This window comes from Rhodopseudomonas sp. RCAM05734 (assembly GCF_052658035.1).
This window is the reverse complement of record NZ_CP199742.1, coordinates 6,407,972-6,420,906: the sequence shown is the minus strand read 5'-3', so window position 1 is coordinate 6,420,906 and position 12,935 is coordinate 6,407,972. Positions and strand designations below refer to the sequence as shown.

Here is a 12,935-nt window from a genome sequence, read left to right as displayed (position 1 = left end):
CGGCGGGTCTGCATCTGTAGTCGCGCTGACTCGAATAGCAGACTTAGCGGCTCCGCCTCTTCTCGCTGCGATGCCGCAGGCCTGATCGTGCGAAAAGATAGCGTTCATCGACTTACTGGGTGCGGGCGGGCGCATGTTCGGAGCGGCAACTGACCATTATTGCACGGAGCGGCAGCCAGAATACTGAGCGGCTTTCCTCGACCGACCGCTCCTGGCGCGAAGCGGACATATTTTCGCCTATTCACCTTTTTGAGCTTGGTCAGTTAGCGACTTGACGAGAGAAGCTCGCACCCCGGATACGTGTTCGCGCATCAGGATTTCGGCGCGGTAGGGCTCCCGCGCCAGGATGGCCTCGAAGATGCGGTGGTGATCGTCATGGCGGCGGCGGACGTCGCGGTGTTCGAAGGCGACGATGTTGCGGCTCGACGACATCGGCACGTGGTGGCAGATCCGGATCATCTCGGCGAGCATGCGGTTGCGCGCTGCCCCCAGCAGCGTGTCATGAAAATCGCCATTGATGCCGCGGTAGACGGTGATGGCGCCGGCCTCGAAGTGGCCCGGCGCCAGCAACGCATCGCCGGCTATCAGGCTCCGTTCGATGACGGCGCGCTCTTCAGCGGACAAACCACGCTCGGCGGCAAAGCGCGCGGCGACGCCTTCCAGCGAGGCGCGGATCTCATAGGCGTCGACGATGGCATCGAGCGGGAATTCGCGCACCGTGAAACCCCGGTTGGGCGCGTAGTCGAGCAGGCCTTCGCCGGCCAGCGCCTGCAACGCCGCCCGCACCGGGGTGCGCGACACCGCCAGCGTCTTGCTGAAGCGGACCTCGTTGATGCGCTCGCCGGCGCTGACCGCCCCGTCGAGGATCGCCTCACGGATCTGCTCTGTCACCGACAATGATCGGTTGCCGGATCGGGCCACAGCGAGGGGGTGGAGATCGATCGGTTCAGGCTCTATGACCATCCGGCGCTCCCAAGTGAATACACTTACGAAGTGTGCGGCCAAGCGTCGCTGACATCAACAAAATAGTTGGCTAATTCGCTCGATATTCCGGCCGCTCATTAATGCGGCAAGGCGCGGAAATGATATGCAGATGAACAAGTGTATGTAATTGTCGTTGACTCACGGCGCTGTTGGAGGATGATACGGCCGTCAATGACGACGAAGGTGATCCATGGCGGCAGCGAAACCAATCAGCGAAAACGCCATCGAGGAGATCACCTCGGATCGCGGCCCGCACTACGAGCCGTTCGGTTGGCATCACTGGCCTGAGCATCCCTGGCTCGCCTATCAGTTCCGTCGCGGCCTCGGTGAGACCCAGGAAGGCGGCGGCGCCGTCAGCGAGGTGCTGCTGGCCGGATCGCGCATGATCCCGGGCGATCTCGAAAGCTGGCACGCGGAGTGGATGGTGATTGCCGACAGCAACTGGCAGCGCGGTCTGGCCGAGGAAAAGCTCGGCCATATCCGGACCGCCATGAACTGCTTCCTCCGGGCTGCGGACTACTATCGCCAGGCCGAATTCCACCTCGAACCGGACGATGCCCGCCGGCTGCCGACCTTCGAGAAGATGGAAGCCTGCTCGCACAAGTTCATCTCCTATCTCAATCCGCCCGGTGAAGTCGTCGATATCCCCTACGAGGATGGCAAGCCGATCTGCGGCTATTTCATCCGCGCCCCGTTCCCTGGCAAGAAGCTGCCGGTGTTGATCTGCATGGGCGGGCTGGATTCCATCAAGGACGAGATGTGGTTCATGCAGGCGCACGGCTGCCTGCAGCGCGGCATCTCGGTACTGATGGTGGATCTGCCCGGCCAGGGCGGCACGCTGCGCCGCCATGGCCTTGCCACGCGCGTCGATTCCGAAGTTCCGGTCGGCAAGTGCATCGACTGGCTGGAGCAGCGCGACGACGTCGACGCTTCGAAGATCGGCGTCTGCGGCTCCAGCATGGGCGGCTTCTACGCCGCGCGCGCCGGTTGTTACGAGCATCGCCTGGCGGCCGTGATTTCGCACGGCGCGGTGTGGTCGGTGCACGACATGTGGGGCCAGAAGGGCGACGATTTCGGGCTCGCGATGCACATCCGCTGGGTGTTTGGCGCCAAGACCATGAAGGAAGCCCACGTGCTGATGAAGCCGTTCACGCTGGAAGGGCATCTCGAACACATGAAGGCGCCGTATCTGGTGCTGCATGGCGGCCACGACGTGCTGACCGTCACTGCGGCACGCTCGACCTATGACCATGCGATCGCCAGCGGAGTCGATGCGACGCTCCGCGTGCTGCAGCCCGACGAGACCGGCGCCGAGCATTGCCAGCACGACAACCCGACCATCGGCCAGGAAGTGCTGGCCGACTGGCTCGCCGACAAGTTCGGTATCGATCAGCGTGCGTTGCTGAAGACCTCCTTCAACCCGCTGGTGTAACGATGAATCTCGGCGTCGACACCATCAAGGCCGCTGTCGTTGCGATCGACCTGCATCGCGGCCATCTCGACATGACCGTCGCCACCATGCCGACCACACCGGACGTGGCGACGCGGATCATTGCCGCCAACAAGCGGTTGTTCGACTGGTGCCGGAGTGTCGGCATCCCTGTGATCCATCAGGTCACGTCGTACCGCGACGAAGCGGAGATCCGCGCCAACCCATTCTGGCGCACCCGCGCGGAAGATCCCAATGCGACCCGCAAGAACGTGATGCGGCACAACATCATCGGCGGCCCCGGCTGCACGGTGATGCCCGATCTACTGGATCCGCGGGACTTCATCGTCTCCACCAAGAAGCGCTACGACTGCTTCCTCGGCTCCGACCTCGATTTCCTGCTGAAATCGCACGGTATCAACACGCTGCTGATTACCGGCGTGAACACCAATTCCTGCGTGCTAGCGACCACGACCTCTGCCAATGTCCGAGATTATTCGGTGATCGTCGTCGAGGACTGCGTCGACAGCATGGACGGCCCAGCGATGCACGAAGCGGGCCTCGCCTGCATCCGCACCGCCTTTGGCTTCGTGATGGACACCGACGCGGTGATTAAGCTTGACGGGCTTGCCGCATGAAACTTCACCGCATTCACAACCTGAAAGGCCAGCCATGACCGGTCCCATGCAGCCGCGCGAGCGCTCCGACTATTCGGCGATCGTCGACCGACCGAAGATGAAGCTGCCCGGTGGCGCCAAGATCGTCATCTGGACCATCGTCAATCTCGAGGTCTGGGACATTTCCAAGCCGATGGCGCGCCAGGTCATTCCGGCGCCCACCGGCGCCGTGCTGCTGCCCGACGTCGCCAACTGGAGCTGGCACGAATACGGCATGCGGGTCGGCGTCTGGCGCTTTTTCGATCTCTACAAGAAGCAGGGCATCAAGCCGACGCTGTCGATCAACGCCCGCGTCTGCGAGGATTATCCTCGCGTCGCGCAGGAAGCCAAGGACGCCGGCTGGGAATTCATGGGCCACGCCTATGAGCAGGGACCGATCCACAAGGAGCCGGACCAGCAGGCGATGATTGCGCGTTCGATGGACGTCATCGAGAAGTTCACCGGCAAGCGCCCGGTCGGCTGGCTCGGGCCCGGCCTGACGCAGACGCTCGACACCCCGGAATACCTCGCAGAGGCCGGCGTCAAATATATCGGCGACTGGGTCTATGACGACGAGCCGACCACCATCAATACCGCCAAGGGGCCGCTGGTGACGCTGCCCTACACGGTGGAGCTGAACGACATTCCGATGATGATGGTGCAGCACCACGAGAACGATCACTTCAAGAAGCGGGCGATCGACATGTTTGACCGACTGTACCAGGAGAGCGAGGACCGCCCGAAGGTCGTGTCGCTGGCGATTCATCCCTACATTTCCGGCCAGCCGTTCCGCATCAAATATCTCGAAGAACTGTACGACTATTTCAACGGCCACGAAGGCGTCGTGCACTGGAACGGCGAGCAGATCCTCGACTGGTACAATGGCCAGAAGGCCGAGATGGACAAGAACAAGTGAACGCCACCCTCCCCCGCATGCCGTCTTCTATCCCGGTCACCGCAGTCCCGGTGGTCGGCGGCGGCATGTTCCCGGTGCGGCGTGTCTATTGCGTCGGCCGCAACTATCTCGACCACATCCGCGAGATGGGCGAAGCCGACGAGCGCGATCCGCCGTTCTTCTTCCAGAAGCCGCGCGATGCTGTCGTTCATGACGGCGCGCGCGTGCCCTATCCGCCGTTCACCGACGATCTGCAATTCGAGGTCGAGCTGGTGATCGCGATCGGAAGCAGCGGCAAGAACATCCCGGTCAAGCAGGCGCTCGATCACATCTGGGGCTACGCCGTCGGCATCGACCTGACCCGCCGCGACCGCCAGTATGAATCGCGCGACCGCAAATGGCCGTGGGAAATGGGCAAGAGCTTCGACGCCTCCGCGCCGTGCGGGCCGATCGTGCCGGCGCGCGATGCCCGCTATTTCAAAGGTTGCGCCATCATTTTGTCGGTCAACGGCGTCGAGAAGCAGCGCGGCGACATCGGCCAGATGATCTGGAGCGTTCCGGAGATCGTGGCGCAGCTGTCGCAGCAGATGACCTTGCATCCGGGCGACCTGATCTACACCGGCACGCCCGCCGGCGTGGGCCCCGTTGTGCCTGGCGACGTCATCGACGCCCGCATCGAGGGCCTGCCGTCGCTGACCATCAGCATCACCGAGCGGGAAGCCTGACATGCTGCCGACCGAACGCATTACCTATTCGCCGATCGTGACCCGCCCGCCGATCAAGCTGCCGGACGGCAAGCGCATGGCGGTGTGGGTGATCGTCAATGTCGAGGAATGGGACATCAACCAGACCATGCCGCGCACGGTGCTGACGCCGCCCGCCGGCGGCTCGCCGATGCCCGACATTCCAAACTGGGCCTGGCACGAATACGGCAACCGCGTCGGCTTCTGGCGCATGCTGAAAGTGTTCGACGACTATAAAATCCCGGCGGCGCTGGCGATCAACGGCGCGGCCATTGCGGCTTATCCTGAGATTGCGGACGCCGCAAAGGAGCGCAACTGGGAATTCATTGGCCACGGCTTTACCCAGCGCAACATGCAGAAGGTGGAGAACGAGCAGGACGACATCCGCAAGACCGCCGATGTCATCGAAGCCGCCACCGGCAGGCGCCCGCGTGGCTGGCTCGGACCCGGCCTCACCGAAAGCTGGAACACGCCGGACCTGCTGAAGCAGGAAGGTTACGAGTATGTCTGCGACTGGGTGCTGGACGACCAGCCGGTGTGGCTGGAGACGACAACGACCCCGATCGTCAACGTGCCCTACACCCAGGAATGCAACGACGTCGCCATGATGCTGATTCAGCATCACAAGGCGTCGGAATATTACGACCGGGCAATCGACCAGTTCGAGCAGATTTATGACGATTCGGCCGACTCCGCCCGGATCATGGCACTGGTTGTGCATCCCTACATCATGGGGGCGCCACATCGCCTGAAACACTTTCGTCGCATCTTCGAGACCATCCAGCAGAAGCCGGATGTGGCGTTCATGACCGGCGAGCAAATTCTCGACTGGTATCTTGAGGTCGGACCCAAAGCACCTACCGGGGCGCCATAGACAGTGAGCATCTTTCAAATCCTCAGCGGCCTGACCTTTGCTGCGTTGCTGTTCGTGGTGGCGAGCGGCTTTACGCTGATCTTCGGGCTGTTGCGGATCGTCAACCTGGCGCACGGCGCACTGTATCTGTTCGGCGGTTATGTCGGCTTTACAGTGGCGACGAAGACCGGCAGCTTCGTGCTCGGCGGCGTCGGTGCTATGGCGGCGATCGCTGCGATCGGATTGGTCCTCGACCAGGGCCTGCTGCGCTTTGTCCGCGGCAACGAGTTGCGGCAGGTGCTGCTGACGCTCGGCGTCGCGTTCTTCCTCAATGATCTGTCGCTGGTGATCTGGGGCGGCGACAGCTTTACGGTGCCGATCCCCGCCATCTTGCGCGGTGGCACCAAGGTGTTCGGCACATACTATCCGATCTATCGGCTGTTCGTGCTCGGCATGGGCATCTTCGTGTTTGCCGGCCTGTGGCTACTGCTCAACCGCACAAGGCTCGGCGCGCTGATCTCGCGCCGGCGTCGACGATGCCGAGATGGTGGAGGCCTCCGGCGTCAACATCCAGCGCGTCTTCCTGTTCACCTTTCTGTTCGGCTCCGCTTTGGCCGGCCTCGGCGGCTTGATGGGCGGCGCCTTCCTGTCGCTGTATCCTTCGGCGGATGCGGAAATTCTCACCTTCAGCCTCGCGGTGGTGATCATCGGCGGTCGCGGCAGCCTGGTCGGCGTCGCCGTTGGCAGCCTCCTGGTCGGCCTGCTCAACACGCTCGGCCAGGTGATGTTTCCCGAGCTCGCTTACTTCGTCATCTTCGGGCCGATGGCGATACTGCTCGCCTTCCGTCCGCTCGGCCTGTTCGGACGTGCCACATGACCATGACTCCTATCGTTTCCGAACCCTCGCGCATCGCCGGCATGAGCGGCCGCGCCGCCATCGTTGCCGGTCTGGTCATGGTGGTTGCGGCCTGTCTGCCGCTGCCGCTGTCAAATTATCAGGTTGGCCTCGCCACCGAAGTGCTGATCTTCGGCATGCTCGCGATGTCGATCGACATTCTCGCCGGTTTCGCCGGCCGCACCTCGCTGGGACACGGCGCTATCTTCGGCGTGTCTACTTATGTCGTCGTCTATAGCACAGCCAAGCTGGGACTGTCGCCTGCGGCGGCCTTTGCGTGCGGCGTGCTGGCGGCCACCGCGGTCGCTTCGGTGTTCGCGCTGCTCGCGGTGCGAACCTCCGGCGTCTACTTTCTGCTGCTGACTTTGGCGCTGGGCATGATCGTGTGGGGCGTCTGCGTGCGCTGGACACCGGTGACCGGAGGCGAAAACGGCATGCGCGCTGACGTCCGCCCGGCCATGCTGCTGAGCCACAATGCGTTTTACTGGGCGGTGCTGGCCGGTGCGGCCATCGTGTCGTTCGCCATGTGGCGGTTCGTGCACTCGCCGTTCGGCCTCACCCTGCGCGGCATCCGCGACAGCGAAAGCCGGATGCGCAGCCTCGGCTATAACGTGCCGCTGCACCTGTTCATCGGCTTCACGGTGTCGGGCTTCTTCGCCGGCGTGGCCGGGGCGCTGTACGCGATGTTCAACAATTTCGTCAGCCCGTCGACGGTTGCGCTGGCGCAGTCCGTCGAAGGCGTGCTGATGATGATCGCCGGCGGCGTCGGCACCTTGTTCGGCGCCTTCGTCGGCGCCGCAGCCATCATCGCATTGGAAAACGTCGTCAGCGCCTATACCGAGCGCTGGCAGATGGTGCTCGGCATCACCTTCGTCCTCATCATGATCTTCGCCCCCGAGGGCATCACAGGCAAGCTGCGCGGCATGCTGTCGCGCAAGGTGCGCTAGTCAATGTTGTCACGAAAGGACATCGAGATGGACCGCAGGCAATTTCTGAAGACCACCACCGCTGTGCTCGCGGCGACCGGCGTCGGCGCCGCACCCTGGCGCTCAGCCTCGGCCCAGGCGGCGCCGATCAAGATCGGCCTGCTGGCGCCGCTAACCGGTGTCGTTGCATCCGGCGGCAAGGAGATGGTCGAAGGCGTGCAGTTCTATCTCGAGCAGGTCAAGAACGAGATGGGCGGCCGCAAGGTCGAATTGATCATCGAAGATGATGCGTCGAATCCCGATACCGCCTTGCAGAAGGCCCGCCGTTTGGTCGAGCAGGCCAAATGCGACATGCTGATCGGCGACCTTCTCGCCAATACCGGCCTTGCAGTGGCCAACTACGTTAAGGGCACCGGTACGCCGTACTTCATTCCGATCATCGCCGCCGATGACCTGACCCAGCGCGCCCGCATCAAGAACGTGATCCGCGTCGCCGGCTACACCGCCAGCGCCTTCACCCATCCGTTCGGCGACTGGTGCCTGAAGCAGGGCTACAAGCGGATCGCCACCATAAGCCAGGACTACACCTTCGGTCACGAACAGTGCGGCGGCCTTGCCCAGGTGTTTACCGAAGGCGGCGGCGAAATCGTGCAGCAGTTCTGGCATCCGCTGAATACCGCGGACTTCAGCCCGTATCTCGGTCAGCTCGCCGAGCTCAAGGTGGATGCCATCTTCGCCATGGAGACCGGTGCTGACTCCACCCGCCTGATCAAGCAGTACGCTTCGTTCGGTCTGAAAGAGAAGACGCCGCTGCTGATGTCTATGAACGGCACGGACCAGTCGGTGATCCGCACCATGGGCGAAGAATGCGAAGGCATCATCTCGGCGGCGCAGTTCGCCGAGGGTTCGGACAACCCGGTGACGGTTAAATTCGAGAAGGAATACGAAGCGAAGTACGGCAAGATTCCGTCGCTGTACGGGTTCTCGATGTATTCCGGCATGATGTGGATCGACGCCGCGCTGAAGAAGATCGGCGGCAAGGTCGAGGACCGCGACATGTTCATCGATACTGTGCTGAAGACCCAGCTCGACGATTCGCCCCTGGGCAAGACGGTCAAGTTCGACGCTTACGGCAACCCGATCTACGACGTCTACATCCGCAAGGTCGTCAAGCGCGCCGACGGAAAATTCTGGAATGTGCCGATCCAGACCTATCCGGCGGTCGGCCAGTTCTGGAAGTACGATCCGGAGACCTACATGAAGCAGCCGCCCTATTCGCGCACCTTCCAGGGCATCAAGAAGGCTTGATGGCTTCTTCACCCCTCCCGTTGGGGAGAGGTCGAATCGCGCAGCGATCCGGGTGAGGGGGCTTGGCGCGTACAGAGTTTGTGGCGCACCCTCACCCCATCCCTCTCCCCGGTGGGGGGAGGGGGCCTACGACGTTCGTTGTTGAGTTTGAGTGTGCCACTGACTACCAACATCAACTGGAATCCTCCTTGTCCGAACCGATCCTCACCCTGACCGATGTGGTCGTCGCCTTCGACGCTTTGCGCGCGGTCGATGGCGTCAGCCTGACCGTGCCGCGCGGCCAGCGCCGCGCCATCATCGGGCCGAACGGCGCCGGCAAGACTACCCTGTTCAATGCCATCGCCGGCGCGGTGCCGCCGACGTCGGGAAAAATCATGTTCGACGGTCATGCGGTGACAAGGCTGCCGCCGCATCGCCGCGCCCGGCTCGGAATCTCCCGCACCTTCCAGATTACCAACCTGTTTCCGACCCTCACCGTGCGCGACAACATGGTTCTGGCGCTGCGTGGCCTGTCACCGCGAAAATTTGCGCTGTTCGGCAAGCCGGACACCGACGCTGCGGAAGCGCAGCGGATCGACACCGCCTTGCATGCGGCGCGGATCGGCGCGCGCGCCGATGTCATCGTAAAAGAAATGTCCTACGGCGAGCAGCGCCAGCTCGAGATCGCCATCGCGCTGGTCACCACGCCGATGCTGCTGCTGCTCGACGAGCCGGCCGCCGGGCTGTCGCCGTCGGAGCGCTCCATGGTTGCCGAGATCATCCGCGGTCTGGATCGCGACATTACCGTGGTGCTGATCGAACACGACATGGACCTCGCGCTGGGTCTCGTCGACCACGTCACCTGCATGTTCGAGGGCCGCGTCCTGGTCGAGGAAGCGCCCGACGGCATCCGCCGCAACAAGCAGGTACAGGAAGTCTATCTCGGGAAGCCGCGTCATGCTTGAGGTCAGGGATCTGCACAGCGGCTATGGCGAGGCGGTTGTGGTGCGCGGCGTCTCGCTCGACGTCAAGGCCGGCGAGATCGTCGCATTGCTCGGCCGCAACGGCATGGGCAAGACCACGTTGATCCGCTCGATCATGGGGCTGGTGCCGCCGCAAATCCGTTCCGGCTCGATCACATGGCGCGGCGACAGTCTGGTCGGCCTCAAGCCGCATGACATTGCGTCGCGAAAAATCGCCATCGTGCCGCAGGGGCGCCGGCTGTTTCCGTCGCTAACGGTCACCGAACATCTCACCATGCTGAAGAGTGCCCGGGCAAAGGACGGCTGGACCGTCGACCGGGTGTTCGGAATCTTTCCGCGGCTGGCCGAGCGCCGCCATCACCGCGGCGGGCAATTGTCCGGCGGCGAGCGCGGCATGCTCGCGGTCGGCCGCGCGCTGATGATCGATCCTGAACTGATCCTGATGGACGAGCCGTCGGAAGGCCTGGCGCCAGTGATGGTGCAGCATCTCGAGGAGATCATTCTCGATCTTAAGCGCGAGGGACTGTCGATCCTGCTGGTCGAACAGAACCTCTACAGCGCGCTGGCGGTGGCCGACCGCGTCTACATTCTTGAAACCGGCCAGGTGGTGCATCAGGGCGATGCCAAAGACCTGAGCCAGCAAACCGACCTGCTGTTCCAGCGGCTCGGCGTGCAGTGAGGACATTATGAGCGAAGACCTGTTGCGGCAAGTGGCCGCCGACCTGAATTTTGCAGTGGATGCGGCGACGCGCGTGCCGCGCATCGCCGCTTTGGTAAAGGATACCAACCGCCGCGTCGCCGACGTCGCGTTGCCGTTCGGTTCGTCGCCCTATGCGATGCCGCTATGGCTTTCCGCAACGGACAAGGCCTGATGTCCCACGCGATTGCCGAACTCGATCTCTGCGCGCTGTCCCACGCCCTTGCCAAGGGCGATATCACCTCGGTGGCCGCCACCACGGTGGCGCTGGACCGGCTCGACACCGTCGGCCGCAAGCTCAACGCCGTGGTTCGCCTCGACAGCGCCCGTGCGCTCGAAGCCGCCGAAGCCGCCGACAAATTGCGCGCCACGGGCGTCGTGCTGCTGCCGCCGCTGCACGGCGTGCCATTGGCGCACAAGGACCTGTTCTACCGCGCCGGCGATCTGTCCGCCGGCGGCTCCAAGATCCGCGCCGGTTTTCGTGCCGATGTCACGGCGACGGTGATCGATCGCCTCGATGCCTCCGGCGCGCTTGATCTCGGCCGGCTGCAACTCGCCGAATTCGCCATGAGCCCGACCGGCTACAACGAACACAACGGCCACGCGCTCAATCCGTGGAATCCGGACCACGTGCCCGGCGGCTCGTCGTCGGGCTCCGGCGTGGCGGTCGCCGCGCGCCTGGTCACCGGCTCGCTCGGCACCGACACCGGCGGCTCTCTGCGCCATCCCGGCGCCATGTGCGGTCTGGTCGGATTGAAGCCGACCTGGGGCCTGGTGCCCACCGACGGCGTGATGCCGCTGTCGGCATCGTTGGATTGCACGGGACCGCTGACCCGCACCGCGCGCGATTCGGCGCGGCTGTTGTCGGTGATATCAGGCCGCGACTATGAATCGCATTTCAGCGGCGACATCTGCGGCATGACCATCGCGATTCCCGGTGGCTACTACCGCGAACTGCTCGATCCGGTGATCGCCGTGCGGCTGGAGCAGGCGGTCGTGACGCTGCGAGAACTCGGCGCCACCACCATCGAGACCGCGCCGCCGGATATGGCGCTGGTCAATGCGCTGATGCAGGTGTTGATGAGCGTCGAGGCTGCGACGATCCATCGCCGCTGGCTGATCGAGCGGCCGCAGGATTATGCCGATCAGGTCCGCGCCCGCATCGAGCCGGGGTTGCTGTATCCCGCCACGCGCTATGTCGAGGCGCTGTCGCTGCGCGCGCAGATCACGCAAGGTTGGATCGCCTCGTGCATCGGCGCAGCCGATCTGGCGCTGCTGCCGGCGATCTCGATTCCGGTGCCGAGCATTGCCGCGACCACCGAGGGCGACCCCGCCGACGTGGCGCGGGTGATCGGCCAGCTCACGCATTGCACCCGCGGCATCAACTATCTCGGCCTGCCGGCCGCCTCTGTGCCCTGCGGCTTCGATCCTATCGGGCTGCCTATCGCCTTCCAACTTGTCGGCCGCCCTTATAGCGAGGCCGCGTTGCTACGCGCCGCGCACGCCTATCAAGGCCAAACCGATTGGCATCAACGGATGCCGGCCGCAGCCGAACTTAACTAGAAGAGACGTTTCATGCCCATCATCGACATGCATACACACGCCCTCAGCAAGCGCGTCGAGCCGCTCGTGGCCGGAAAATACGATCCGATGGACAATCCCTATCGCCGCGACATGTCGCCGGCGAGCCGCGAGACCGATGCGGAGCAGGGCAAGATCCTGCCGGGCCTGATGCTAGATATCACCAAGCGCCGCGAGATGATGGCGAAAATGGGCGTCGATATTCAGGTGATTGCGCCGGCGCCAGCACAGCAAAACTACTGGGCTGATGAGGAACTGCTGGTCGCGCTGTCACGCGTGCAGAACGAGGACATCGCCGCGCTGGTGGCTCAGGATCCCGCGCATTTCGTCGGCATGGGCACACTGCCGATGCGCTTTCCGGAGCGCGCGATCGCGGAAGCAGTCCATGCTGTCGAAACGCTCGGTCTGCGCGGGTTCCAGATCGATACCCGTGTCGAGGATATCGAGCTTTCAGATGCGGCGCTGGATCCACTTTATGCACGTCTCGTCAAGCTGCGCGTGCCGTTATTCATTCATCCGCTTGGCTTCTCCCAGGGTCAGCGCCTCAGCCACTTCTTCATGGTCAACAGCGTTGGCCAGCCAGTGGAAGAGACGATCGCTATCGCACATCTCATCATGGGCGGCGTCATGGACCGGCATCCCGACCTCGACGTCGTGATCGCCCATGGCGGCGGCTATTTTCCCTTCTACAGCGCGCGCATGGACCATGCCTGGAAGGTCCGCCCCGAAGTCCGCAAGCTCACCGCCGACGCGCCGTCGACCTATCTGAAGCGGCTGTGGTTCGACACCTGCGTGTTCTCGCCGAGCTTGATCGATCAGCTCATTGCCACGGTCGGCGTTGATCGGGTCATGATGGGATCGGACTATCCGTTCGACATGGGCGACCAAGATCCGGTCCGCCTCGTGCGGGAAGCGAATCTGTCAGATGCGGACCGTGAGAAAGTTCTGTTCGGCAATGCGAGCAGGCTGTTTCGCATCAAGTGAATTGAGCGCGCCCAGTCGAGAC

General features: G+C 63.4%; 14 protein-coding genes and 1 pseudogene. 14 read left to right on the top strand and 1 reads right to left on the bottom strand.

The genetic code is table 11. The features are described from left to right. Positions 1 to 237: 237 nt before the first annotated feature. The gene (locus ACUXVA_RS30330; RefSeq protein WP_265082233.1) at positions 238 to 891 is read right to left on the bottom strand and encodes a GntR family transcriptional regulator; all 654 of its coding nucleotides are present in this window, start codon (positions 889 to 891) and stop codon (positions 238 to 240) included. 283 nt (positions 892 to 1,174) lie between these two features. Between ACUXVA_RS30330 and ACUXVA_RS30325 the strand changes: the two genes are divergently transcribed. From ACUXVA_RS30325 to ACUXVA_RS30260, 14 genes and pseudogenes are all read left to right on the top strand, one after another. Continuing rightward, positions 1,175 to 2,416 (top strand): alpha/beta hydrolase family protein, encoded by a 1,242-nt coding sequence (locus ACUXVA_RS30325; RefSeq protein ID WP_265082234.1) that lies wholly within the window; start codon positions 1,175 to 1,177, stop codon positions 2,414 to 2,416. A gap of 2 nt (positions 2,417 to 2,418) precedes the next feature. Further along, positions 2,419 to 3,051: a cysteine hydrolase family protein gene (locus tag ACUXVA_RS30320; protein ID WP_265082235.1), complete on the top strand. Its 633-nt coding sequence runs from the start codon at positions 2,419 to 2,421 to the stop codon at positions 3,049 to 3,051. Positions 3,052 to 3,085: 34 nt separating this feature from the next. Beyond that, complete coding sequence (locus tag ACUXVA_RS30315) at positions 3,086 to 3,985, top strand: polysaccharide deacetylase family protein (protein ID WP_265082236.1); 900 nt, start codon at positions 3,086 to 3,088, stop codon at positions 3,983 to 3,985. Positions 3,986 to 4,002: 17 nt separating this feature from the next. After that, a complete protein-coding gene (locus ACUXVA_RS30310; protein ID WP_265083596.1) occupies positions 4,003 to 4,689 on the top strand; it encodes a fumarylacetoacetate hydrolase family protein in 687 nt (228 codons plus the stop codon). Position 4,690: 1 nt separating this feature from the next. Then, positions 4,691 to 5,581, top strand: coding sequence for a polysaccharide deacetylase family protein (locus tag ACUXVA_RS30305; RefSeq protein ID WP_265082237.1), 891 nt, complete (start codon positions 4,691 to 4,693; stop codon positions 5,579 to 5,581). Positions 5,582 to 5,584: 3 nt separating this feature from the next. Next, positions 5,585 to 6,013: pseudogene (locus tag ACUXVA_RS30300) on the top strand (ABC transporter permease subunit); the annotation flags it as partial. A gap of 91 nt (positions 6,014 to 6,104) precedes the next feature. Beyond that, positions 6,105 to 6,437 (top strand): ABC transporter permease subunit, encoded by a 333-nt coding sequence (locus ACUXVA_RS30295; RefSeq protein WP_445493371.1) that lies wholly within the window; start codon positions 6,105 to 6,107, stop codon positions 6,435 to 6,437. Further along, the gene (locus ACUXVA_RS30290; protein ID WP_265082239.1) at positions 6,434 to 7,402 is read left to right on the top strand and encodes a branched-chain amino acid ABC transporter permease; all 969 of its coding nucleotides are present in this window, start codon (positions 6,434 to 6,436) and stop codon (positions 7,400 to 7,402) included. Before ACUXVA_RS30295 ends, ACUXVA_RS30290 begins: the two co-directional genes overlap by 4 nt. Positions 7,403 to 7,405: 3 nt before the next feature. Then, the gene (locus ACUXVA_RS30285; protein WP_445489941.1) at positions 7,406 to 8,689 is read left to right on the top strand and encodes an ABC transporter substrate-binding protein; all 1,284 of its coding nucleotides are present in this window, start codon (positions 7,406 to 7,408) and stop codon (positions 8,687 to 8,689) included. A gap of 188 nt (positions 8,690 to 8,877) precedes the next feature. Next, positions 8,878 to 9,633, top strand: a complete 756-nt coding sequence (locus ACUXVA_RS30280; RefSeq protein WP_265082241.1) for an ABC transporter ATP-binding protein — start codon at positions 8,878 to 8,880, stop codon at positions 9,631 to 9,633. Then, positions 9,626 to 10,330: an ABC transporter ATP-binding protein gene (locus ACUXVA_RS30275; RefSeq protein ID WP_265082242.1), complete on the top strand. Its 705-nt coding sequence runs from the start codon at positions 9,626 to 9,628 to the stop codon at positions 10,328 to 10,330. Before ACUXVA_RS30280 ends, ACUXVA_RS30275 begins: the two co-directional genes overlap by 8 nt. Positions 10,331 to 10,337: 7 nt before the next feature. Then, complete coding sequence (locus tag ACUXVA_RS30270; RefSeq protein ID WP_445489939.1) at positions 10,338 to 10,523, top strand: hypothetical protein; 186 nt, start codon at positions 10,338 to 10,340, stop codon at positions 10,521 to 10,523. Beyond that, the gene (locus tag ACUXVA_RS30265; protein WP_445489937.1) at positions 10,523 to 11,911 is read left to right on the top strand and encodes an amidase; all 1,389 of its coding nucleotides are present in this window, start codon (positions 10,523 to 10,525) and stop codon (positions 11,909 to 11,911) included. Before ACUXVA_RS30270 ends, ACUXVA_RS30265 begins: the two co-directional genes overlap by 1 nt. A gap of 12 nt (positions 11,912 to 11,923) precedes the next feature. Further along, positions 11,924 to 12,913 carry an amidohydrolase family protein gene (locus ACUXVA_RS30260; RefSeq protein ID WP_265082245.1) on the top strand — a complete coding sequence of 330 codons (990 nt, stop codon included), beginning with the start codon at positions 11,924 to 11,926 and terminating at the stop codon, positions 12,911 to 12,913. Positions 12,914 to 12,935: the final 22 nt, after the last annotated feature.